General features: G+C 63.0%; 26 protein-coding genes. 5 read left to right on the top strand and 21 right to left on the bottom strand.

Annotation, left to right across the window (positions count from 1 at the left end; translation table 11 throughout):
• Window positions 1–12: 12 nt before the first annotated feature.
• A complete protein-coding gene (tatC, locus tag PSV38_RS15165) occupies window positions 13–807 on the top strand; it encodes a twin-arginine translocase subunit TatC (protein WP_300548829.1) in 795 nt (264 codons plus the stop codon).
• On the opposite strand, the gene PSV38_RS15160 is transcribed toward tatC, so the two are convergent.
• A complete protein-coding gene (locus PSV38_RS15160) occupies window positions 795–1,991 on the bottom strand; it encodes a trypsin-like peptidase domain-containing protein (protein ID WP_300548827.1) in 1,197 nt (398 codons plus the stop codon). The genes tatC and PSV38_RS15160 overlap by 13 nt on opposite strands.
• A 29-nt stretch (window positions 1,992–2,020) precedes the next feature.
• Here PSV38_RS15160 and PSV38_RS15155 point away from each other — a divergent pair, with 29 nt between their 5' ends.
• Entirely contained in the window at window positions 2,021–2,770 is a 750-nt protein-coding gene (locus tag PSV38_RS15155; RefSeq protein WP_300548825.1) for a Nif3-like dinuclear metal center hexameric protein, read from the top strand.
• A gap of 19 nt (window positions 2,771–2,789) precedes the next feature.
• On the opposite strand, the gene PSV38_RS15150 is transcribed toward PSV38_RS15155, so the two are convergent.
• The 12 genes from PSV38_RS15150 to PSV38_RS15095 all read right to left on the bottom strand — a co-directional run bounded on the left by PSV38_RS15150 (window position 2,790) and on the right by PSV38_RS15095 (window position 12,847).
• Window positions 2,790–3,374: a CBS domain-containing protein gene (locus tag PSV38_RS15150; protein WP_300548823.1), complete on the bottom strand. Its 585-nt coding sequence runs from the start codon at window positions 3,372–3,374 to the stop codon at window positions 2,790–2,792.
• A 136-nt stretch (window positions 3,375–3,510) separates the two neighbouring features.
• Window positions 3,511–4,290 carry an imidazole glycerol phosphate synthase subunit HisF gene (gene hisF / locus PSV38_RS15145; protein WP_300549067.1) on the bottom strand — a complete coding sequence of 260 codons (780 nt, stop codon included), beginning with the start codon at window positions 4,288–4,290 and terminating at the stop codon, window positions 3,511–3,513.
• Between the two features lie 13 nt (window positions 4,291–4,303).
• Window positions 4,304–5,050 carry a 1-(5-phosphoribosyl)-5-[(5-phosphoribosylamino)methylideneamino]imidazole-4-carboxamide isomerase gene (gene hisA, locus PSV38_RS15140; protein ID WP_300548822.1) on the bottom strand — a complete coding sequence of 249 codons (747 nt, stop codon included), beginning with the start codon at window positions 5,048–5,050 and terminating at the stop codon, window positions 4,304–4,306.
• 29 nt (window positions 5,051–5,079) lie between these two features.
• The gene (gene hisH, locus PSV38_RS15135) at window positions 5,080–5,766 is read right to left on the bottom strand and encodes an imidazole glycerol phosphate synthase subunit HisH (protein ID WP_300548821.1); all 687 of its coding nucleotides are present in this window, start codon (window positions 5,764–5,766) and stop codon (window positions 5,080–5,082) included.
• 9 nt (window positions 5,767–5,775) lie between these two features.
• Window positions 5,776–6,411, bottom strand: coding sequence for an imidazoleglycerol-phosphate dehydratase HisB (hisB, locus tag PSV38_RS15130; RefSeq protein ID WP_300548819.1), 636 nt, complete (start codon window positions 6,409–6,411; stop codon window positions 5,776–5,778).
• Window positions 6,408–7,496, bottom strand: a complete 1,089-nt coding sequence (gene hisC, locus PSV38_RS15125; RefSeq protein WP_300548817.1) for a histidinol-phosphate transaminase — start codon at window positions 7,494–7,496, stop codon at window positions 6,408–6,410. Before hisC ends, hisB begins: the two co-directional genes overlap by 4 nt.
• Window positions 7,493–8,818: a histidinol dehydrogenase gene (gene hisD / locus PSV38_RS15120; RefSeq protein WP_300548815.1), complete on the bottom strand. Its 1,326-nt coding sequence runs from the start codon at window positions 8,816–8,818 to the stop codon at window positions 7,493–7,495. The genes hisC and hisD overlap by 4 nt, the downstream gene beginning before the upstream one ends.
• A 16-nt stretch (window positions 8,819–8,834) precedes the next feature.
• A complete protein-coding gene (gene hisG / locus PSV38_RS15115; protein ID WP_300549065.1) occupies window positions 8,835–9,473 on the bottom strand; it encodes an ATP phosphoribosyltransferase in 639 nt (212 codons plus the stop codon).
• Window positions 9,474–9,484: 11 nt separating this feature from the next.
• A complete protein-coding gene (gene murA / locus PSV38_RS15110; protein WP_300548813.1) occupies window positions 9,485–10,789 on the bottom strand; it encodes a UDP-N-acetylglucosamine 1-carboxyvinyltransferase in 1,305 nt (434 codons plus the stop codon).
• A 90-nt stretch (window positions 10,790–10,879) separates the two neighbouring features.
• Entirely contained in the window at window positions 10,880–11,125 is a 246-nt protein-coding gene (locus PSV38_RS15105; RefSeq protein WP_300548811.1) for a BolA family protein, read from the bottom strand.
• A gap of 34 nt (window positions 11,126–11,159) precedes the next feature.
• Window positions 11,160–11,942: an ABC transporter permease gene (locus PSV38_RS15100; protein ID WP_300548809.1), complete on the bottom strand. Its 783-nt coding sequence runs from the start codon at window positions 11,940–11,942 to the stop codon at window positions 11,160–11,162.
• A complete protein-coding gene (locus PSV38_RS15095) occupies window positions 11,939–12,847 on the bottom strand; it encodes an ABC transporter ATP-binding protein (RefSeq protein WP_300548808.1) in 909 nt (302 codons plus the stop codon). The genes PSV38_RS15100 and PSV38_RS15095 overlap by 4 nt, the downstream gene beginning before the upstream one ends.
• Before the next feature lie 124 nt (window positions 12,848–12,971).
• Here PSV38_RS15095 and PSV38_RS15090 point away from each other — a divergent pair, with 124 nt between their 5' ends.
• Window positions 12,972–13,229: an acyl-CoA-binding protein gene (locus PSV38_RS15090; protein WP_300548806.1), complete on the top strand. Its 258-nt coding sequence runs from the start codon at window positions 12,972–12,974 to the stop codon at window positions 13,227–13,229.
• 8 nt (window positions 13,230–13,237) lie between these two features.
• Here the strand turns inward: PSV38_RS15090 and PSV38_RS15085 are convergent, their stop codons facing one another.
• Together PSV38_RS15085 and PSV38_RS15080 are read right to left on the bottom strand one after the other, a co-directional pair.
• Complete coding sequence (locus PSV38_RS15085; protein ID WP_300548804.1) at window positions 13,238–14,458, bottom strand: geranylgeranyl reductase family protein; 1,221 nt, start codon at window positions 14,456–14,458, stop codon at window positions 13,238–13,240.
• 18 nt (window positions 14,459–14,476) lie between these two features.
• Window positions 14,477–14,791: a polyhydroxyalkanoic acid system family protein gene (locus PSV38_RS15080; protein ID WP_300548802.1), complete on the bottom strand. Its 315-nt coding sequence runs from the start codon at window positions 14,789–14,791 to the stop codon at window positions 14,477–14,479.
• Between the two features lie 120 nt (window positions 14,792–14,911).
• Between PSV38_RS15080 and PSV38_RS15075 the strand changes: the two genes are divergently transcribed.
• Window positions 14,912–16,129 carry a M20 aminoacylase family protein gene (locus PSV38_RS15075; RefSeq protein ID WP_300548800.1) on the top strand — a complete coding sequence of 406 codons (1,218 nt, stop codon included), beginning with the start codon at window positions 14,912–14,914 and terminating at the stop codon, window positions 16,127–16,129.
• A gap of 4 nt (window positions 16,130–16,133) precedes the next feature.
• Here PSV38_RS15075 and PSV38_RS15070 read toward each other — a convergent pair whose 3' ends face one another.
• Complete coding sequence (locus tag PSV38_RS15070) at window positions 16,134–18,074, bottom strand: DUF1631 family protein (protein ID WP_300548798.1); 1,941 nt, start codon at window positions 18,072–18,074, stop codon at window positions 16,134–16,136.
• Between the two features lie 146 nt (window positions 18,075–18,220).
• Window positions 18,221–18,487 carry a DUF4148 domain-containing protein gene (locus PSV38_RS15065; protein ID WP_300548796.1) on the bottom strand — a complete coding sequence of 89 codons (267 nt, stop codon included), beginning with the start codon at window positions 18,485–18,487 and terminating at the stop codon, window positions 18,221–18,223.
• Window positions 18,488–18,672: 185 nt separating this feature from the next.
• Here PSV38_RS15065 and PSV38_RS15060 point away from each other — a divergent pair, with 185 nt between their 5' ends.
• The gene (locus PSV38_RS15060; RefSeq protein ID WP_300548794.1) at window positions 18,673–19,635 is read left to right on the top strand and encodes a LysR family transcriptional regulator; all 963 of its coding nucleotides are present in this window, start codon (window positions 18,673–18,675) and stop codon (window positions 19,633–19,635) included.
• 114 nt (window positions 19,636–19,749) lie between these two features.
• Here PSV38_RS15060 and PSV38_RS15055 read toward each other — a convergent pair whose 3' ends face one another.
• The 4 genes from PSV38_RS15055 to PSV38_RS15040 all read right to left on the bottom strand — a co-directional run bounded on the left by PSV38_RS15055 (window position 19,750) and on the right by PSV38_RS15040 (window position 21,613).
• The gene (locus PSV38_RS15055) at window positions 19,750–20,034 is read right to left on the bottom strand and encodes a type II toxin-antitoxin system RelE/ParE family toxin (RefSeq protein WP_300548792.1); all 285 of its coding nucleotides are present in this window, start codon (window positions 20,032–20,034) and stop codon (window positions 19,750–19,752) included.
• Entirely contained in the window at window positions 20,031–20,309 is a 279-nt protein-coding gene (locus tag PSV38_RS15050) for an antitoxin of toxin-antitoxin stability system (protein WP_300548790.1), read from the bottom strand. Before PSV38_RS15050 ends, PSV38_RS15055 begins: the two co-directional genes overlap by 4 nt.
• A gap of 75 nt (window positions 20,310–20,384) precedes the next feature.
• Complete coding sequence (locus tag PSV38_RS15045; protein ID WP_366526664.1) at window positions 20,385–20,612, bottom strand: 3'-5' exonuclease; 228 nt, start codon at window positions 20,610–20,612, stop codon at window positions 20,385–20,387.
• Complete coding sequence (locus PSV38_RS15040; RefSeq protein WP_300548787.1) at window positions 20,576–21,613, bottom strand: UvrD-helicase domain-containing protein; 1,038 nt, start codon at window positions 21,611–21,613, stop codon at window positions 20,576–20,578. The genes PSV38_RS15045 and PSV38_RS15040 overlap by 37 nt, the downstream gene beginning before the upstream one ends.
• Between the last annotated feature and the right edge of the window lie 889 nt (window positions 21,614–22,502).

Here is a 22,502-nt window from a genome sequence, read left to right as displayed (position 1 = left end):
TGTGACCCCTTTGTGAGCGACAACGATCCCAAGCCTGGACTGGAGGGCGCCGAGCAGCCCTTCGTTGCCCACCTGATTGAACTGCGCGACCGACTGATCCGCGCCGCGCTGGCCATCGGCCTGGCCTTTGCCATCCTGGCCATCTACCCCGGACCGGCTAATCTGTACGACCTGTTGGCCGCCCCGCTGGTGGCCCACCTGCCCAAAGGCGCCACCTTGATCGCCACCAACGTGATCTCGCCTTTCATGGTGCCCATCAAGATCACCATGATGGCGGCCTTTTTGCTGGCCTTGCCGGTGGTGCTGTACCAGGTCTGGTCCTTCGTGGCGCCAGGGCTGTACACCCATGAGAAAAAGCTGGTGATGCCGCTGATCGTCTCCAGCACCCTGCTGTTCTTCATGGGCGTGGCGTTTTGCTATTTCTTTGTGTTCGGGCAGGTCTTTGCCTTCATCCAGAGTTTTGCGCCCAAGAGCATCACGGCCGCACCTGACATCGAGTCCTACCTGAGCTTTGTGCTCAACATGTTCCTGGCTTTTGGAGCGGCTTTCGAGGTGCCGGTGGTGCTGGTCATCCTGGCTCACATGGGCATCGTGACCGTGCAAAAGCTCAAGGACTTTCGCCGTTACTTCATCGTGATCGCCTTTGTGATCGCGGCCGTGGTCACGCCACCCGACGTGGTGTCCCAGTTGGCCCTGGCCATCCCGATGTGCATCCTCTATGAAATCGGCATCTGGGCGGCCCAACTGTCGGGCAAGCCCAAGGAAGAGGCTGGCGCTGACGCGGCCTCCACCGATCACTCTTCCTGAGGCGCTTCCTGGCGGGCGATCTCGTTGCGTGACGCCTTGGGTCGCTGCGCGGCCACCACGTCAAGCGCCAGCATCTTGCCAGCCCGCTGAACGGTGATCTTGGCGGGCTCACCCGGCTTCAGGCTGGCCACCGCGTTGAGCAACTGCGAGGTATTGGCCACCGGGGTCTGTGCGATCTGAACGACCACGTCACCCGGGTGCACCCCGCCTTGGGCAGCCGGCCCGTTTTGCAGCACCCCGGTGATCAGCACACCATCCTTGAGCGGCAGGTTGAAGGTCTCGGCAATCTCCGCTGTCAGATCACGCGGTTCAACGCCGATCCAGCCACGCGTGACCTGACCATCGCGGATCAGGCTTTCCAGCACATGCTGAGCCGTGGACACGGGGATGGCAAAGCCAATCCCCAGACTGCCCCCTGAGCGCGAATAGATGGCGCTGTTGATGCCCATCAGACTGCCGCTGGCGTCTACCAACGCACCGCCTGAATTTCCGGGGTTGATGGCGGCGTCAGTTTGGATGAAATTTTCGAAGGTGTTGATGCCCAGCTGGTTGCGGCCCAGGGCGCTGACGATGCCCGCCGTGACGGTCTGGCCCACGCCAAAGGGGTTGCCAATGGCCAGCACGGCGTCGCCCACCTGCAGGGTATCTGAGTTGCCAAAGGTGATGGCGGGCAGGCGATCCAGTTCGATCTTGAGCACGGCCAAATCGGTCTCGGGGTCGCTGCCAATGACCTTGGCGCGCGCCTTGCGTCCATCGGTCAGCATGACTTCGATGTCGTCCATGCGCTCGACCACGTGGTTGTTGGTCAGGACATAGCCGTTGGACGAGACGATCACGCCTGAGCCAATGCCCGATTGCGGCTGACTGCCCTGCTCGCCAAAGAAGTACCTGAACCAAGGGTCGTTTTGCCGCGAGCCTGGGCGCGAGGCGGCCGCCTTGCTGGACGTCATCACACTGACCACCGCGGGCGCCGCGCGTTTGGCGGCATCGCTGAAACTGAGCATGGGCGTGCCCGACAAACCACCCGTGGGCGTGGTGGCCACTGGCGCCGTGATGACCGTGGCAGGCTGGTGGGCCTGCCAAGGCATAGACTGTATCCACTGCGGCTTGAGCGTGGTCACCACGAACAACGCCGCCACGAGCACCGTGACGGCTTGCGAGAAAATCATCCAAAGTTTGCGCATTGAACCCACAGACTCCAAAAGGGCCCGCCGTGATTGACCGAGATACTTTGCACCGCCACCTCAACACCGTGCTGGAGGCGGCCCGCTTCAAGGATTATGGGCCGAATGGTTTGCAAGTTGAGGGTCGGGGCCAAGTGGGCAAGGTCGTCACCGGGGTCACGGCCAGCAAGGCCCTGATTGAGGCGGCCATTGAGGCACAGGCCGATGCCATCCTGGTCCACCACGGCTTGTTCTGGCGGGGGCACGACGGGCGCGTGACGGGGTGGATGAAGCAGCGGCTGTCCTTGTTGCTGGGACACAACATCAGTTTGCTGGCCTACCACCTGCCGTTGGACGCCCACCCCACTTTGGGCAACAACGCCCAATGGGGCGAGCGCCTGGGGCTGGTCGCGGACGGGCGATTTGGCGATCAGGACCTGGGCTTCATGGGCCCGGCACCCAACGGCTTGACGCTGAGCGGTTTGACCGGCCAGGTGGCATCAGCGCTGGCCAGAACCCCGACCGTGCTGAACGGCGATGGCCGACCTCTGAAGCGCGTGGCCTGGTGCAGCGGTGGTGCGCAAGGTTTCTTCGAAGAAGCCATCGCGGCTGGCGCCGACGTGTTCCTGACGGGCGAAATCTCGGAACCACAGGCCCACTACGCCCGTGAAACCGGCGTGGCCTTCATGGCCTGCGGGCACCATGCCAGCGAACGCTACGGCGTCCAGGCGCTGGGCGAGGCTGTGGCACGCGAGTTCGGCTTGACCCACCAGTTCATCGACATCGACAACCCGGCCTGACGGGCCTGTGCCGTCAGCGTCAACGCACCAGCGCGGCTTCCAGTTCTGCAAAGCTGCGCGAATGCAGGTCGCTGCCAATGGACGTGCCCAGGGCCTGTTCCAGACGGGTGGCGGAGAACAAACCGCGCAAGGTGGTCTGCCCATCCTTGAGCTGAGTGACCAGCAGGTAGCGCAAACCATGTTCGTGCATGGTGGCCACGATGTCACCCAGGCGGGCCGTTCGCACCTGGGAGAGGTCCAGCACTTCCCAGTGGTTGATGGGGATCATCAAATCGGCCACGGTCAACTCTTTGTGCGCCACCTGGTGGTTGGACGCGCGAAGCACCGGCCGCTCACCTTGCAGCAGTTCAGCCGTGACGACTCCCACCAGGTGACCGTCGGCACCCGACACGAACACCATGCGCACGCCCGCCCTCATCATCACGTGAAGGGTGCTTTCCAGGCTGTCGCGGTGGCTGGCCACCACGCAGGCGCTGTGGGTCAGGTCGGTGAGCAGGGCCAGCGCAGGGTCTTCAGGGTGGGCTTGCCGGTGCGTTTGCGGCAAGCCGGGCGCCGTGTTCAAGGAAGACAACTCAAGGGGCTTGAATCTGGGGGCTAAGGCCATGTTCGTTCCTCGCAGTGACGATGGTTCAAGCCTACGCCTTTCCCCCTGGGCACCCGCGTGCTGATTTCATGGCCATCCGTGGAATGTTGCCTCACCCTGGCCACCGTCAGGGCAGAGGTTCATAATCGTTGGCCGGTCAAAGACGAACGGGGATGCCGCGCTGGTGCATGAGCGCCTTGGCCTGGCCTACGGTGTATTCACCATAGTGAAAGATGCTGGCGGCCAGCACGGCATCGGCGCCGCCCTGTTGCACGCCATCGGCGAGGTGGTCGAGGTTGCCCACGCCGCCCGAGGCGATCACCGGCACGCTGACCGCGTCGCTGACCGCTCGGGTCAATTCCAGGTCGAAGCCCGACTTGGTGCCGTCGCGGTCCATGCTGGTCAGCAGGATCTCACCGGCGCCGAACTCGGCCATCTGTGTGGCCCAAGCCACGGCGTCCAGGCCCAGGTTTTTGCGCCCGCCGTGGCTGTAGACGTCCCAGCCAGGACCGCGCGCAGCCAGGTCGTCGCCTGCGCGCTTTTTGGCATCGATGGCCACCACGATGCACTGTGAACCGTAACGGTCAGACGCCGCGCGGATGATGGGCGGGTTGGCCAGCGCGGCCGAATTGAAGCTGACCTTGTCAGCGCCCGCGTTGAGCAGGCGACGAACGTCTTCGACCGTGCGCACGCCACCACCCACCGTCAGAGGGATAAAGACCTGCGAAGCCACGGCTTCGATGATGTGCAGGATCAGGTCGCGGCCATCGCTGGTCGCGGTGATGTCGAGGAAGGTGAGTTCGTCGGCGCCCTGTTCGTTGTAGCGCGCGGCGATTTCCACCGGGTCACCGGCGTCGCGCAGTTCGACGAAGTTGACGCCCTTGACGACGCGACCACCGGTCACGTCCAGACAGGGAATGATGCGTTTGGCCAGCACGTATTGCCTTGCCTCAGCGAGCGCCGTTGAGCTCGTCAGCGCGGCTTTGGCCTGCTGCAAAGTCAAGGTCGCCGCTGTAGATGGCACGGCCGCAGATCACGCCCTGCACGCCTTCGCTTTCGACGGCGCACAGGCGGTCGATGTCGGCCAGGTTGGACAGGCCGCCTGAGGCGATCACGGGGATGGTCAGCGCCTGGGCCAGTTTGACGGTGGCCTCGATGTTGATGCCCGAGAGCATGCCGTCGCGGCCGATGTCGGTGTAGATGACGCCTTCGACGCCATAGTCCTGGAACTTCTGGGCCAGGTCGATGACCTCATGGCCGGACAGCTTGCTCCAGCCATCGGTGGCGACCTTGCCGTCCTTGGCGTCCAGGCCGACGATGATGTGGCCGCCAAAAGCGGTGCAGGCATCCCGCAGGAAGCCGGGGTTCTTGACCGCGGCCGTGCCGATGATGACGTAGCTGATGCCGTCATCGAGGTAGCGCTCGATGGTGTCGAGGTCGCGGATGCCGCCGCCCAATTGCACCGGGATTTCGTCGCCGACTTCCTTGAGGATGGCCTTGATGGCCGCCTCGTTGATGGGCTTGCCCGCAAAGGCCCCGTTCAGGTCCACCAGGTGCAGACGGCGAGCACCGGCGTCAAGCCAGCGCCGGGCCATCGCGGCCGGGTCTTCCCCGAAGGTGGTGGAGTCGTTCATGTCGCCTTGTTTGAGGCGCACACATTGGCCGTCTTTCAGGTCAATCGCAGGGATCAGCAACATGGCTGTGACAGGTGGTGGTGAAAGAGATTTCAGGGATTCCAGCGCAGAAAATTGCGGTACAGGGCCAGGCCGTGCTGCGCGCTTTTTTCTGGGTGGAACTGGGTCGCAAAAATATTATCCCGGGCCACGGCGCAGGTAAAGCGCGCGCCGTAATCGGTTTCACCCGCAGTATGTTGCGGATTTTCGACCTGGGCGTAGTAGCTGTGGACGAAATAGTAATAGCTGCCGTCGGGGATGCCTTCCCAGACCGGGTGGGGTTGGCCACCCCGGACATCGGGGTGCATGCTTTGGAAAACGCGGTTCCAGCCCATCTGGGGCACCTTGTAGCGGCTGCCATCGGGTTGGCGCTGGTTTTCCAGCCGAAAACGAATCACCTGCCCGGGGATGAAGCCCAGGCCGGGGGTGTCTTGTTCTTCGCTGTGGTCCAACAGCATTTGCATGCCCACGCACACCCCCATCAAGGGCTTGTTGTTGGCTGCATGACGCACGGCGCCCAGCAGATCGCCACCATGGGCGTCGCGCAGCTCTTGCATGCAGTCGCGCATGGCGCCCTGCCCTGGCAGGACCACGCGGTCGGCGGCATGCACCACTTCGGGGTCATTGGTGACGACCACGTTCAGGTTCAGGCCCTGGGCAGCGTGTTGCACCGCCTGCGACACCGATCGCAGGTTGCCCATGCCGTAATCAATGACGGCCACAGTCGAGGTTGAACTCATGGCATCAGATCAGAGCGAGCCTTTGGTGGACGGGATGACCCCGGCCATGCGGGGATCGCGCTCCAGCGCCATGCGCAAGGCCCGCGCGAAGGCCTTGAAGACCGTCTCGCACTGGTGGTGGGCATTGACGCCCTTGAGGTTGTCGATGTGCAGCGTGACGCCAGCGTGGTTGACGAAGCCCTGGAAGAACTCGTAGGTCAACTGGGTGTCGAAGCCACCGATGCTGCCCGCCGTGAAGGGGATGTGCATCTCCAGGCCGGGGCGGCCGGAGAAATCGATCACGACGCGCGACAGGGCTTCGTCCAGCGGGACGTAGGCGTGGCCGTAGCGGCGGATGCCCTTCTTGTCGCCCACGGCCTTGGCGAAGGCTTGGCCGATGGTGATTCCGACGTCTTCGACCGTGTGGTGGCCGTCGATGTGCAGGTCACCCACTGCGTGGATGTCCAGATCGATCAGGCCGTGGCGGGCGATCTGGTCGAGCATGTGGTCGAAAAAGCCGATGCCGGTGTGCAGCTTGGCGGCACCTGTGCCATCCAGGTTGATGCGAGCGGTGATCTGCGTCTCGGCCGTGTGGCGGGTGACTTCGGCCACGCGGGCATCAAGCGAGGTGTCGGCGGATTGCGGCGCCGTCTCAAAAGCATTCATGTTGGGATCGAGTTCAAAGTGGACTGCAATGCGGCAATCATGGCGTCATTCTCAAGGGGAAGGCCCACGGTTAAGCGGACACAGTTTGCCAGCAAACCATGCATGCCCGCCACATTTTTGATCAGGATGCCACGTTCCTTCAGCCCCGTGAAGACGGCGGCCGCGTCGGGAACGCGCACCAGGATCATGTTGGCCTGGCTTGGGTAGGACTTCACGCCCGGCATGGTGGCCAATGCGGCTTGCAGGCGCTCGCGCTCAGCCTTGATGACCTGGGCCTGGCGTGTGAATTCGGCCTCGTGTTCTAAGGCGAAAAGCGCGGCCTCGGCGTTGAGCACGCTGACGTTGTAGGGTGGGCGGGCCTTGTCGACCTCGGCCACGATGGCTTCCGGGCCAATCAGGTAGCCCAGGCGGACGCCTGCCAAGCCGAATTTACTGAGGGTGCGCATCAGCAGAACGTGGGGGTGCTTTTGCAGCCTGCCAAGGTAGCTGTGGCTGGCGAAGGGCTGGTAGGCCTCGTCCATGACGACGAAACCACAGCCTTCTTGTGCCACGGCATCGACGATGGCCTGGATCGCGTCCGCGTCCCACAGATTGGCTGTGGGGTTGTTGGGGTAGGCAATGTAGGTGATGGCCGGGCGGTGCTGGCGCACGGCGGCCACCATGGCGACTGTGTCGAGCTCGAAATCAGCGGTCAATGGCACGCCGACGAAGTTCAGGCCTTGCAGCTTGGCCGACATCTCGTACATGACGAAGCCGGGCAACGGTGCCAGCACGGTGGCGCCGGCTTGGGCACAGGCCAGGGACAACAGCGAGATCAGCTCGTCGGAGCCATTGCCCAGCACGATGCCGTAGCCTTGGGGCACTTGGGCGTGGTGGCGCAGCGCTTCGTGCAGGTCGTTGATGCGCGTGCCGGGGTAGCGGTTCAAGGCCACCGCGCCCAGGCGTTGGCCGAGTTCAGCCTGCAGCGCGGGCGGCAAGGTGAAGGGGTTCTCCATCGCATCGAGCTTGATGAAGCCCGCGGCGTCTTGCACGTGGTAGGCGTGCATGGCCCGCACGTCGGGGCGGATCACGTCTGAAAGGCTCATGATTTGGCGTGGGACTTGAGTCGGAATTCGGCGGCCTGGGCGTGGGCTTGCAGGCCCTCTCCATGGGCCAGCACGGAGGCGATCTGGCCCAAAGTCTGAGCCCCGGCTTCGCTGACCTCGATCAGGCTGCTGCGCTTTTGAAAGTCATAGACCCCCAGCGGCGACGAGAAGCGCGCGGTGCCCGAGGTGGGGAGCACATGGTTGGGGCCCGCGCAGTAGTCGCCCAGCGATTCACTGGTGTAGGCGCCCAGGAAGATGGCGCCCGCGTGCTTGAGCAGCGGCTCCCAGCGGTGCGGATCGTTGCTGGAGACTTCCAGGTGCTCGGGTGCGATGCGGTTGCTGATGGCGCAGGCCTCGTCCATGCTGCGCGTGTGGATCAGCGCGCCGCGCCCTTCCAGCGAGGCGCGGATGATGTTGGCGCGCGGCATGGTCGGCAAGAGGCGATCGATCTCGGCCTGCACCTTGGCGATGTAGGCGGCATCAGGACACAGCAGGATGCTTTGTGCCAGCTCGTCGTGCTCGGCCTGGCTGAACAGGTCCATGGCGACCCAGTCGGGCGGCGTGCTGCCATCGGCCAGCACCAGGATCTCGCTGGGGCCCGCAATCATGTCGATGCCGACTTGGCCGAACACGTGCTTCTTGGCGCTGGCCACGTAGGCATTGCCAGGGCCGGTGATCTTGTCGACCTTGGGGATGGTGGCGGTGCCATAGGCCAAGGCGGCCACGGCTTGCGCGCCGCCCACGGTGAAGGCACGCGTGACACCTGCGACGTGAGCCGCCGCCAGCACCAGCGGGTTCTTTTCACCACGCGGCGTGGGCACCACCATGATGATTTCGGCCACACCGGCCACGTGGGCGGGGATGGCATTCATCAGCACGGACGAGGGGTACGCCGCCTTGCCGCCCGGCACATAAATGCCCACGCGGTCGATGGGCGTGACCTTCTGGCCCAGCAAGGTGCCATCTTCGTCACGGTATTGCCAGCTCAGGCCGCAAGCTTGTTTTTGACGCTCGTGGTAATCGCGTACCCGGCGGGCCGCAGCTTGCAATGCTTCGGCTTGGGCGGCGGGCAGGCCGTCAAACGCGGCCTTCAGCTCGGCCGCGCCCAGCTCCAGCGCGGTGATGCTGTCGGCTTGAAGGTGGTCAAAACGCGCGGTGTATTCCAGCACGGCGTCATCCCCACGCAAACGCACATCGGCCAGGATGGCGCCAACGCGGTTCTCGATCTCGACATCCGTGTCCGCCGACCAATGCAGCACCTGGTGAAAGGCGGCTTCAAAGTCAGGCTGGGCGGTATCGAGGTGGCGGATGTTGACGGTCATGGTGTCGTGCGCGGACTCAGGCAGGAATGGCCGATTCAAAAGCTTGGATGACTTGGCGGATGGCTTCGCGCTTGAGCTTGAGCGACGCCTGGTTGACCACCAGCCGCGACGAGATCTGCATGATCTCTTCGACCTCGACCAAGTGGTTGGCCTTGAGCGTGTTGCCGGTCGAGACCAGGTCGACGATGGCATCGGCCACGCCGATCAGCGGGGCCAGCTCCATCGAGCCATACAGCTTGATCAGGTCCACGTGCACGCCCTTGTTGGCGAAGTGCTCGCTGGCGATGGTGGTGTACTTGGTGGCGACGCGGATGCGCGAGCCTTGCTTGACCGCCGCGCCGTAGTCGAAGTCAGCGCGCACCGCCACGCTCATGCGGCATTTGGCGATGTTCAAATCCAGCGGCTGATAAAGGCCGTCGCAGCCGTGTTCGATCAAGGTGTCCTTGCCCGCCACGCCGATGTCGGCGCCGCCGTGCTGCACATAGGTGGGCACGTCGGTGGCGCGCACCAGCACCACGCGCACGTCGGGGCGGTTGGTGGACAGGATCAGCTTGCGGGATTTTTCAGGATCTTCGGTGACCTCAATGCCGGCAGCGGCCAGCAGCGGCAAGGTCTCTTCGAAGATGCGGCCTTTGGACAAGGCCAGGGTGATCATGCCTGAGGTGCTCATGCGGGCGCCTTGACTCGTTCGATGTCGGCACCGATGGCGCGCAGCTTGGCTTCCATGCGGTCGTAGCCCCGGTCGAGGTGGTAGATGCGGTCGATCAGGGTCTCGCCATCGGCCACCAGACCTGCGATGACCAGGCCGGCAGAAGCGCGCAAATCGGTGGCCATGACAATGGCGCCCGACAGTTGCGGCACGCCCGTCACCACCGCGGTGTGCCCGTCGATGTCGATCCGGGCGCCCAGGCGCACCAGCTCGTTGACGTGCATGAACCGGTTCTCAAAGATGGTTTCGTGGATCACGGCTGTGCCCTCAGCCACGCAGTTGAGCGCCATGAACTGCGCCTGCATGTCGGTCGGGAAAGCGGGGTACTCGCGGGTGCGGAAACCCACGGCTTTGGCGCGGCCGCTGGCTTGCACGCGGATCCAGTCCTCCCCCGCTTCGATCGATACACCGGCTTCGCGCAGCTTTTCAATGACCGCCTCGAGGTGGTCGGCGTTGGCTCGGCGCAAGGTGACGTCGCCACCCGTGGCGGCCACGGCGCACAGGAAGGTGCCGGTTTCGATGCGATCAGGAATGATCTGGTGCGGGGCGCTGCTGCTCAAACCGTGCAGCTTGTCCACGCCCTGGATGCGCAGGCGGTGGGTGCCACGGCCTTCGATCTTGGCGCCCATGGCGATCAACATGTCGACCAGGTCGGTGATCTCGGGCTCTTGCGCGGCGTTCTCTAAGATGGTTTCGCCTTCGGCCAGGCTGGCGGCCATCAACAGGTTCTCGGTGCCGGTGACGGTGACCATGTCGGTGGTGATGCGCGCGCCTTTCAGGCGCTGAGGCTGGCCATCGGCGCCCAAGGCGGTGCGCGCTTCGATGTAGCCGTGCTCCACCGTGATCTGCGCACCCATGGCCTGCAGGCCCTTGATGTGCTGATCGACGGGGCGCGAACCGATGGCGCAACCGCCGGGCAACGACACGCGCGCGCGGCCAAAGCGGGCCAGCAGCGGGCCCAGCACCAGGATCGAGGCGCGCATGGTCTTGACGAGCTCGTAGGGTGCCTCGGGGTTGTTCACCCGCCCAGCGTCGAGCGTGACGTGGTCGTCCTGGTCGGCATGGCGCTCGCACACCACGCCCATGTTGCTCAACAGCTTGAACGTGGTGACCACGTCCTTGAGCAAGGGCACGTTGGCCAGGGTCACGGGCTCGGCGCTGAGCAGCGCGGCGCACAGTTCGGGCAGCGCGGCATTTTTGGCGCCGGCAATGGTCACTTCGCCTTGAAGACGGCGACCGCCACGGATCAGGAGTTTGTCCATGAAAAGCACAAAGGGCGCGAGGTCAGCAGAGGTCTAAGTCCGCAGTTCGCGCCGGGGTGAATCGGTGAATGTGAAAAAACTGAAACCAGATCAGGCTTTTTCGGCCCATTCCGCCGGGGTCAAGGTCTTCATCGACAGGGCGTGGATCTGAGCCCGCATTCTATCGCCCAGGGCCTGGTAAACACGCTGGTGTCGGGCAACGCGGTTCTTACCCTCGAACTCGGTAGAGACGATGGTGGCGAAAAAATGCTGGCCGTCGCCCTCCACTTCCAGGTGGGCGCAGGGCAAGCCCTCGGCAATGAATTGCTGAACTTCAGCGGCAGTGGGGTCGGCCATGGTGGGTGCTCTCGGCAAAATCAAACGAATAAGGTCAGTGCCGGATTTTGTACCCGGTCTTGAGAAGGTGCAGGGCGATCAGCGAAACCCCGAGTGTGGCGCTGCCCACCACGCCCAGGCTGAGCCAGGGGCTCACGTCGCTGACGCCAAAAAAACCGCGACGAAAACCGTCGATCAGGTAGAAAAACGGGTTCAGGTGCGACAGGCCCAGCCAGAACGGCGGCAGCGAATGCACCGAATAGAACACGCCCGACAAAAACGTCATGGGCATGATGATGAAGTTCTGGAACACCGCCATGTGGTCGAATTTTTCGGCCCACAGGCCCGCGATCAAGCCGAGCGCGCCCAGCAGCGAGCCGCCCAGCACCGCGAAAATGATCGCCCACCAGGGTTCAGCCAGGCCGGGCGGTGCGAACCAACCCGTGACCAGGAACACGCCCAGGCCCACGGCCAAGCCTCGGACCAGTGACGCACCCACGTAGGCCACGAACCAAGCGCGGTGCGACAGCGGCGTCAGCAGCAAAAACACCAGGTTGCCGGTGATCTTGCTTTGCACCAGCGACGAGGAACTGTTGGCAAAGGCGTTTTGCAGCAGGCTCATCATCACCAGGCCGGGGATCAAAAAGCGGGTGTAGCCCACGCCGTTGAACACCTCGACCTTGCCCTGCAGCACGTGGCCAAAGATCAGCAGGTACAAAACGGCGGTCAGCACGGGTGCCGCCACGGTCTGGAAGGCCACCTTCCAGAAGCGCAGCACTTCCTTGATGAACAGCGGCCAGGCGCCCGACAGGCCCAGGGCATTGTTCAGGCCGCTCATGCGTGCACGCCCTGCATGATGCTGAGGAACACATCTTCCAGGTCGGCCCGGCCGATTTCCAGGTCTTCAATGCGGCATTGGCTTTGCCGCAAGGTGGCCAGGATCTGCTCGATCTCGGCCGCGTCATGGGCCGGCAATTGCACGATGCGGCCGGTGATGCGGGCTTGCTCGGCCAGCGCGGCCGGCAAGGGGTCATCGGTCTTGAAGCGCAGCATGGTGTGCGCCATGCCGGCCAGCAGGGCCGAGGTGCGCTCCAAGGCCACCAGCTTGCCCTGCTTGAGCATGCCGATGCGGTGGCACAAGGCCTCCGCCTCTTCCAAGTAATGCGTGGTCAGGAGGACCGTGTGGCCCTCCTTGTTGAGCCGCGCGATGAACTGCCAAAGCGTCTGGCGCAACTCCACATCAACCCCAGCCGTGGGCTCGTCCAGCACGATCACCGGCGGCTTGTGCACCAGGGCCTGCGCCACCAACACGCGCCGCTTCATGCCGCCTGACAACTGCCGCATGTTGGCATCGGCCTTGTCGCTCAGGCCCAGGTTGTGCAGCAGCTCGTCGACCCAGGCGCCGTTCTTGTTCAGCCCGAAATAGGCGCTCTGGATCATCAGGGCTTCGCGCACCGAGAAGAACGGATCAAAGACCAACTCTTGCGGCACCACGCCCAATTGACGGCGCGCAAAGGCATAGTCCGTGACGACATCTTGGCCCCGCACCGTCACCTTGCCGGTGGTGGCGCGGCTCAAGCCCGCCAGGATGCTGATGAGGGTGGTCTTGCCCGCCCCGTTGGGCCCCAGCAGACCGAAGAATTCGCCATCTTTGATGTCAAAGCTGACGCCCTGCAAGGCCGCGACGGTTCGCCCGGCCGAAACATAGGATTTGGTGACTTGCTGGAATGAAACGGCACTCATGAGGTGCCGCATTGTAGGGAGCGCGTCAAAAGCTTGCCGTCGGCCGGGGAGCATCCACCGTATTCAAGGGGCTGATGGCCGAAAGACTCAGCAGTAAGATTGGCAGCCCAATAAGGAGACAGACATGACCGACCTGACCGCTCAATTCGAAGCCGCCGTGGCCAATTCCAAGCTGCTGCCCGCCAAGCCGGACAACGACACCCTGCTGAAGCTCTACTCGCTCTTCAAGCAAGCCACCACTGGCGACGTGCAAGGCGACCGCCCCGGCATGATGGATTTCGTGGCGCGCGCCAAGTACGACGCCTGGGCCGCCCTCAAGGGCAAGACCTCCGACCAGGCCAAACAAACCTACATCGACCTGATCGAATCGCTGAAAAAGTGAAGTGAACGCTATTCGGTGAAGAGCTTCAGCACACCCTTGGCCGTCAACAGGTGGCCGGGGTTGCTGGTTTCATCGAGCAAGCCGCTGATGCGCTGGCGAATCTTGGCGCTGCGCTGAGCACGCCAGACCACCACGTCGGCCAACCAAGGCTGACGATTGACCCAGTTGGCGCGCTGGTACATTTTGAAGCGCGGCTTGAGGTCGTTCAGTTGCCCCTCAAAGTTGGAGCGCACCTGGGCATCGCCCCAGCCCTGCTGCTGTCCATTGATCACGGCCCGCGCGGCCAGCATGCCGGTGTGCAATGCCTTGCCGATGCCCTCGCCCGTGAACGAATAGGTGCTGCCTGCCGCTTCGCCACAGACCAGCAAGCCCGGCCTTGAAAAGCGCGCGCCCTCCAGGTTGAAACGCAAAGGCGCCCCCTTGATCTCACCGATGGGCACGCCGCCTTGCACCAGTTCGCGCGCGGGGGCATGCACCCGGGTGAAGCAGTCGTAGATCTGGCGCAGGTTGGGCTGACCGCCCGCGCGCGACTGACGAATCTCCGAGATGCCCACGCCGATGTTGAACACGCCATCCCCACACGGGAAGATCCAACCGTAGCCGGGGCGCAGTGCTCGGTGCCAGACGATTTCAAGGCAATCAATGCGACCCACCATGGCGTCATTCTTGATGTAGCCGCGCAATGCCACGCCGCTGGGCGTGTGCCGCTCGGCCATGCCAGCCGCCAACAAGGCCTGGGGCACCGCACCCGTGGCCAGCACCACCCACCGCGCCCGGATCTCGTGCTGCCGATCGCCTTGCTGCAGCCGCGCGCCCACCACCACGCCGCCCTCTTCAAGTGGCGCGGCAAACCGCACCGGCGCATGCATGCGGGCACCGGCCGACACCGCCGCGCGGCACAGGATGTCGTCGAGCACTTTGCGCGGCAGCACCGCCAGTTCACCCGGCACATCCACCCGCCCGCCACGGGGCGCGATGCAGGCCACATGGCCCACCGCCTGGGCATGGCGCATCACCTCGTCCAGCACACCCAACTCGCGCAGCGCCTGGTGCGCATCAGGGATGAGACCATCACCACACACCTTGTCGCGCGGAAAAGCCTGCTGCTCCACCAGCACCACGGCCATGCCGGCACGCGCCAGGGTCAAGGCCGCGGCACTGCCAGCCGGCCCCGCCCCCACGACCAGAACGTCGCAGGCATCGGGCAGTGCGTCAAACCCCAGATTCATGGCGCAGGTCCGGCCGCATCAGGCCGTGCCGCCTTCGGCCTTGGCCTTGGCCAGGATGTTGGCCAGGTTCCGGTCGATCTCGGCCTCGATCAGCGGTTTGAACGCCGACATCATCATGCCCAGCTTGGTGTCCAGCTCGAACGCATCGGCGCGCACTTTCATCTGCCCCGTGACGCCCATGCGCTCGAAGCTGATGGTGTCTTCGCCTTCGCCCTGTACCAGGTTGCAGGTCAGGCCCAGTTGTTTGGCGGCATCGCTCATCCAGTCCTGGGCCAGGGCACGGGCTTTGTCCATGCCCAGGGCATGGGAACGTTGAATCTTGATGTCGGCCATGGCGGCCCTCCTCATTGATGGATAGATGGGGCATCAGTTTAGCGGTCAGCGGCTGGTGGCTGGCCTTGTCCCAAGGCCGCAGGTAAGATCAGGCTTCCTCCTCATCAGGCTTACCTCGCCATGTCCGCCGACATTTCCGACCTGTCGTCATTGGTGCTGCCCTCCTTGCTGGATCAGGCTGAATCGATCCAGGTTCTGCGCCGCGACATTCACGCACACCCCGAGTTGTGCTTTGAAGAGGTTCGCACGTCGGACCTGATCGCCAGGACGCTGGAGGGCTGGGGCATCGAGGTGCACCGAGGGCTGGGCAAGACAGGGCTGGTCGGCGTGATCCAGGGCCGCCCGGGGCCCAACGCGGTGGGCCTGCGCGCCGACATTGATGCCCTGCCAATCACCGAGCGCAATCAGTTCGCGCACGCCAGCCGCCACGCCGGGCGCATGCACGCTTGCGGCCACGATGGCCACACGGCCATGCTGCTGGCAGCGGCGCAGCACCTGGCACACCACCGCGACTTTGAAGGCACGGTGTACCTGGTGTTCCAGCCCGCTGAAGAAGGCGGTGGCGGTGCCGCAGCGATGATGCGCGATGGCCTGTTCACGCGCTTTCCGATGCAGGCGATTTTTGGCGTGCACAACTGGCCGGGCATGGCCGTGGGCCAGTTCGCCATCAAGCCCGGCCCCTGTTTTGCCTCCAGCAACGAGTTCCACATCACCGTGCGCGGCAAGGGCTCGCACGCGGCCATGCCGCACCTGGGCATCGACCCGGTGCCGGTGGCCTGCCAAATGGTGCAAGGATTTCAAACCATCCTCACGCGCAATGTGCGGCCCATCGACACTGGCGTCATTTCAGTGACCATGATCCAGGCGGGCGAAGCGACCAACGTCGTGCCCGATTTCGTCACTGTGCAAGGCACCGTGCGCACCTTCACCACGGAAGTCCTGGACCTGATCGAAGAGCGCATGCGGGCGGTGGCCCAGCACACGTGCGCGGCCTTCGGCGCCGAATGCGACTTCGAGTTCAACCGCAATTACCCCCCCACCATCAACCACGCGGCCGAGACCGATTTCGTCCGGCAGGTGATGGTTGATCTGGTGGGCGCAGACAACGTGCTGGAGTTCGAACCCACCATGGGTGCCGAGGATTTCAGCTACTACCTGCAGGCCATTCCCGGCGCCTACTTCCTGATCGGCAATGGCGACGGCGCGCACCGCGAAGGGGGCCATGGGCTCGGCCCATGCATGCTGCACAACCCCAGTTATGACTTCAACGACCAGTTGATTCCATTGGGGGCCAACCTGTGGATCAACTTGGTTGAGCGGTGGCTGGCCAGGGCTTGAGCCGCTAAGCTTCGTCGAGGTCTTGCAGCACACTGTCCACGGCCCGTTGCATCAAGCTCAACTCCACAAAGGTGGTGGCCAGGCCCTCGATGCGCAAACGCTCCAGGGCACGTCGCGTCATCGAGTGCATGCCGCCCGCCAATGAGCTGGTGAACATGAAGAACTCGCCGTTGTCGCTGCGCCAAAGCAAGTGGGCCGTGACCCATTGCCCTTGCAGGAACAGCTTGCAGCGCACGCCCTTGGTCAGGGTCTGCAGCCAGCGTTGAGCAGCCGCCTTGACTCGGCCGTCCTCTTCAGCACCGCCCAGAGCCATGGGCACCGTGGGCAGCGCCCCCACACTGGTGTCCTGGGTCCAACTGTCGGCACCTTGCTCCTGGTCGTCGTCCAGGACTTCATCTCGCATTTGCTGGACCAGGTCTTGCGGCGTGGCGGTCTTGGCCTCGCTGCCAGCCGGGGCACCGCGCAATCGCCGGCTGTGAGCGCGCATCAAGTCGTCCAGCACGTGGTCGCGTTCGGTCTGCGGCAGGCCAATCATTTCCATGCCCATCTTCAGCCGCTCGACCAATGAGGGCAGGCGCTGGCGAACCTCGTCGCGGTCCAGCTCGCTGGCGGGGCGCTCCAGGCTCCAGAGCAATTCATCGACCGTGCCCACCAGGGCCTGCGTGTGCGGGTTGTCAGTGCCTTGAGACACCATGGTGCGCGCCAACACTTCCACCCATGGCCCTGTCAAAAAGCGCCGCAAGGTTTCACTCAACTCGGCACTCTGCAGTTGGTGCATCACCTGCTGGCGCAACAAGGGCATCAAGGTCTGGCGTTGCTCGGCCTCCGCCAATGCCTTGACTGCCGCCTGAGAATGCTGCAATTGCGTTTCATCCTCGCGGTCGATGAAAGCCTGCACATCCGACAAGGCGCCTTCGTACAAGGCCGCGCTGGGCGCCGCCTCCACAGCCAGACGCTCGATCAGAGGCTCCACGAATTCCATGAACGCCGATCCGCGCGAATCGCTGAACTGGGGGTGGTCGGAAGCATGCGCGGCGATCTGATTGATCAAGGACCAGGCCGGGTGTTCGTGAGAGCTCATCAGTGTCGGATCGGTCAAGGCCACCCGAACCACCGAGGCCTGCAAACGCCCGATCACATCCTTGACCGAAGACTGCAAACGGGGATCGGCCAGGATCTGCTCGAACAGGCGCGAGAGCAACTCCACCGTTTGTTGCTGTGGCGGCTCGTCGGTGGCGGAACGCTTGGGCAGGCGCTCACGCAAGCTCAGCAGCGCATCGGGCTGGGTCAGGTCCACCTCGGGCGTCGTGCCTGCCCGCACGATCGCGGCACTGCGAAACTCAAGCGGCTGCAGACCCCAGCTTTTGAGCCTTCGGCATGCGTCGCCGTACACATCCCGGAGCACATCGGCCATGGCAAAACCAGCCGTGCGCAAGAACATGCCCCGACTGGCCTTGGACACCCTGAGGTCATGCGCCGCGCGGCTCAAGGCCCGCGCATAGACCATGGGGCGGCAAGGATTGGCCTCCAAGCGCAGCACAGTTTCACCCAACAGCGTGGCTGTCAGGGCTTGCAACTCACGCAACTCCCATTCGGCTTTCAAGTCGATGAGCTGGATGGTGCGTGAAATCTCGATGTCTTTCTCGGCCTGATCCTCGTCCATCAAGGTCAGGTCTTCCAGGCGCAAAGGCCCGGCGGGCAGGCGTACCGCATTGACCTGCACCTGCGACGCCGACTCGATTTCCGCCTTGATGTCGCAGCCAAACGCGGTGGTCAAGGCCAACTGGTGAATCTGCAAGGCTTCCAGCACTTCAAACAAATGCTGGCGGTCCGTGGCCAAGGCCATGGTGGCGCCGGAGTCACGCAAGCGCAGAGCCGTGGCGTCAATCACCTGCTGCGCGACCAGGGGGCCGCCGGCCAGCATGGCATCGAGGTGCTTCTTCACGAGGAGGCCATCGTGCATAAAGGATATCCCTGGACACCGGCATTGGTTCACACAGTGTAGGTCGGGAGGTTCATGTCACGATGCTTGAAAAGCCCCAGAAGACGGCGGGAAAAGGACACATCGTCCGCCAGCGGCCACTTCCCTCATCAATGGGCCGTCTTGCTGGTGGCAACCGTGGCTTGCTTGCCTGCGGCGGTGGGGCCCAGCTCTTCAAGCTTGTCGGCCGTGGCCAGGGTCGAAGGGCGCGACACCGGGGTGACGAATTCGCGTGCGAAGTCCAGTTCGCCGGCCTTGAGCGCACGGACATATTCGGCCTTGACCTGTTCTCGTGTCACGGGGGCGTTGGTGTCGGCCAGTGCAGGCAAAGCCAGGGCGGCGGTCAGAACGGCCAGGAGAGTAGTGCGTGTGTTCATGATGGTTCTTTCTTCAACAGCATCAGGAAAATCCCTGATGCGTTCACTGTAGAAGTGAGCAAAGCGCGGAAAAAGCACCGCTGCGCGAATGCACTATTCCAAAAACGAGAACAATGCCGGACAGCAGCGTAGAGTTTTAGTGCCTGCCTGGGCGGTGAAAGGACAAGATGGACCGGCTTCAAAGCATGCAGATTTTCTGCCGCGTGATCGACCTCAACGGCTTCGCCGCCGCAGCGCGTGACCTGAACCTGTCACCCTCGGTTGTCACGCGCTTGATCAACGAACTCGAAGAACACCTGGGCTCGCGGCTGATCAACCGGACCACCCGCAAGCTGGTGCTGACCGAAGCAGGCGAGCGCTACCTGGAGCAGGTGCGCCGCATCCTGGCCGACGTGGCGCAGGTCGAAGCGGAAGTAGGCTCGGACACGGCCGAGCCCCGGGGCGTTCTCAAAGTGCTGGCACCGCCCGCCTTCGCGGCCCACCAACTGGCCCCCATCCTGCCGCGCTTTCGCGCGCTGTACCCGCACATTGCCATCGATTTGTCCGCCCCGGGGATGGTGGAGACCTTGGACGAGAATTTTGACGTGAGCATCATCGCGGCGCAGGGCAAACCGCTGGATGGCAGCTTCGTGGCCAGGCGGCTGGCCAGCTCAAGCGTGGTGCTGTGTGCCTCCCCCACCTACCTGAAGCAATGCGGCAGGCCCACTCATCCACAAGAGTTGTTGCGGCATGACATGCTGAGCCCGAAGCGGCCTTGCGAACTGACGTTTTACCCGGAGCCCGGTGATCCATCCGAAGGATCGCGCCTTCAGCCATTGACCTTGGTCCTGCCCTCACCCGCCTTGAGCACCGGCCATCTGGAGACCACCCACCACGCCACTGTGGCGGGCATGGGCATTGGCGGCTTTCCTTCTTACGTCATCGCGCAAGCGCTGGCACAAGGCACGCTGGAGCGGGTGTTACCGCAATGGCGCCTGTTCGAGATGGGCATCTACGCGGCCATCCCTTCTCGCAGGCACTTGCCGGCCAAGACGCGGGCGTTCTTTGACTTTCTGGTCAGCACGTTTGGGGGCGAAGACCGCGATCCGTGGCTGGGCAAGGCGGCTGATCCACCAGCGTTGACCCGGCTGCGGGTGAAGCACGCCTAGGGAACCGGGAGTATGTCAGGGCGTTGGGGGGCATCAATCAGCCTAACGTAGCCACGTTTTGGCTACGCAACCAGCACAACCTGGTCAGCGGCACGAAGCGCCATGACTGCCCCCTCACTCGCGAGCTGGGGGCCACCGCCGCGAAGTGTGAATCAGGGCCAATACCCACACGACTTCCCCATCAAGCTCATACACAAGACGGTAATTTTCGTGCGGGATCAGTTCACGCGTGCCCGGAATTTTGCCTGGGCGCCCGATCTGTGGATGGTCAACAAGCCGTGCCGTCGCATCACTGAAAAGCGCATCAATCTGGATGGCCGCCCGAGGGTTATCAGCTGCGATGTACAGCCAGATGTCCTCGCGATCTTGTTCCGCTTCGGGTGTCCAAATGACTTTCACGGAGCGCTGGCCGCAGAGGCACGCCGTGCTGCGAACGTCGCTTCGACCTCATCACTGGAGCGACCAACGCCTGCGCGCATGGACGCCCGGCCCGCTTCCACTTTGCTGGACAGAAAAGCATCGTATTCACGAGCTTGGCGCTGCCGCTCAACAAACTCGCGCATCAACTCGCGGACCACCTGGGAGGCAGGTCGATGGCTGGCCTCAGCTTCGGCCATGAACTGGTCGCGTAGTTCGGGCTCCAGCTTCATCGTGAAAACGGCTTCCTTGGACATGATCAAACCTCACGCTGATTGTACTGAAAAAGTATATACAAAATACTTTCGTTCAGCAAGACTGCCTGACTGGCATCACCGCAGGTCCACCAAAAACTCTGAAGCTGGCTCGGCGCTGGTCACCAAAAGCCGGTCACGTGCCCGCGTACAAGCCACGTACAACAGGTTGCGCTCTGTGTTGTAGACCTCTTCGATATCGGCGTCATCCGCGACTGCTTCGACGCGCTCCTGCAGAGGGATGACCTCGTCGTCGCAGGCCATCACCACTACCGCACGAAACTCCAGCCCCTTCGCCAAATGCATCGTGCAGACGCAAGCCATGCCGTTGTTGGTGTCAACGTGCTCGTCCAACACGCTGTGTGGGATGCCAGCACCAGTGACCGCTGAGACTGCTCGCGCGACCTGCGCGTCGGACCTGACGAACACCCCAAGCTCATGCGGCGCCAAGCCGTCCTTGATGCGATCGATAAGCCAAGCCAGTCCGTGACCGCCTTGCTTTCCGCTGCTTCAGACTTGAACGAGTGAATCTCGGGGGCTGGGCCATTGAACACGGACACCGTACCGCGCCGGTCTTCGGTGTTGCCGTCCACGTCAGAAAAATCAGGCCCCAGCAACTGATCGGCCTGTGCTCTGATCTGATGCGACGTGCGGTAGTTGATGTGCAGCGTCCGCGACCGCCCACGAATATCGACGCCCAGCGATTTCCATGAGAACGGCTGCTGGAAGATTCGCTGCCCCAAGTCACCTGCGAAAAACAGGCTGTTTGGCCGAACCTGACCATCGTTGGTACTGATGGCAGCCAGGAACTTGAGCTGCGCGATGCTCACATCTTGGGCCTCATCAATCACCACGAAATCAAAGGGTGGATGCTTGAGCGTGCTGACCTTCTCTGCCAGCCGAGTAAACATCTCTGCATGGGTGATCAGACCGCTTTGCTTCAAAGCCTCTTGCGCCCGCGCGAACACTGCCCATAAGGCAATGCGCTGAGCTTCCGACAGTCTGGTCTTGCGTCCCAATCGCTTCACATCTCTGTAGGCTTCCCACGTCTTCAGCTGCCAAGCATCGACGAGATCGATCCATTCACCGAGCAAGAAGCGTTGGCCAAATTTCAGACTGGCGTCCACCTTGGCTGCCTCAGTCAAAATTTGGCTCAGTTGAGGCTGCGTCACAAGCTTGGGCTTTGCCCAATAGGCACCGTACAAGCGCTTCCCGATCGCCGCCATGGACTGAATTTCGAGCCTTTCAGCCAGCCTTGGCTGATTGCTGATCAGGTTTTGCAGCTTTGTCGCCAAGGCACTGGCCAAGGTCTCAGTGTTGACGCCGACCGAAAACTGAGCCGTGGCTCAATTTTGAATCGGCGCCAACACTACAGCGCCGTTGACCGCAATCTCAACGTGACATCGCTCAGCGTGTACTCCGGTCCTGTCTCTCTGGGGGGTGTTGGCCCAAAAATGCCAATTTACCTGTGCCGTAGCTGGGCTGGGCGATCTCTGCGAACGAAGAGTGGTCGTGCTGGCTGGCTTGGGACCGGAGATGCCGTTTTGGCAAACGGGACGAAGCGCAAAGCCTTTTTCAAGCATTTCGGTGCGCTGTTGGAACAGGTGCACACCTTCGTGCTTCCACACCATGGCTCAGAGCACAATTTCCATGAGGAACTTCTGGAGGTCATTCGCCCCAACTTATGCGTCGCGGCAGCCGACCAGTACTCTAATTGGCGACATCCTGGAACCGCCGTGGTGCAACAAGTTGCGTCGGTAGGAATTCCACTGGCCGTGGTGACTTCAGGCGAACCATCTGGCATCGTCGAGAGGGTGAAATTGGTACCTTAGTCGTTGTCTTCCAGCCCGAATGCACGCCGAGGAGGTCATCACCAACTCATCACCAACGTTGGCTCTCGACGATCTGGGTGGATGTGACCTGTCACGCGACGCTGAAGCAGTCAGTCAAGCAGGTCCGAAGGCGCACCGTAGTCGAGCGGCCTGTAGCAGCGGGGCTGCCGGCCATGCCTACGCCGCTCAGCGGACGGTGCTGCGGATAGCTGTCGCGCCTCCGCCAAGCCTCGAACGACTAAGAACAGCCTTTGGCCGACATAACTCCGCCGGACGGAAGGCGTGCAGCGGTTGTGGTCATTCGGCTTGCTAAGTGTCAAGTCCCGGCTGGTTATAAACGCGCTTCTTGAATAATTCAGGTTTT

It is taken from the genome of Aquabacterium sp. (assembly GCF_029946005.1).
Lineage (GTDB): Bacteria > Pseudomonadota > Gammaproteobacteria > Burkholderiales > Burkholderiaceae_C > Aquabacterium.
The sequence above is the reverse complement of the archived record's forward strand: the minus strand, read 5'-3'. Positions and strand labels throughout refer to the sequence as shown.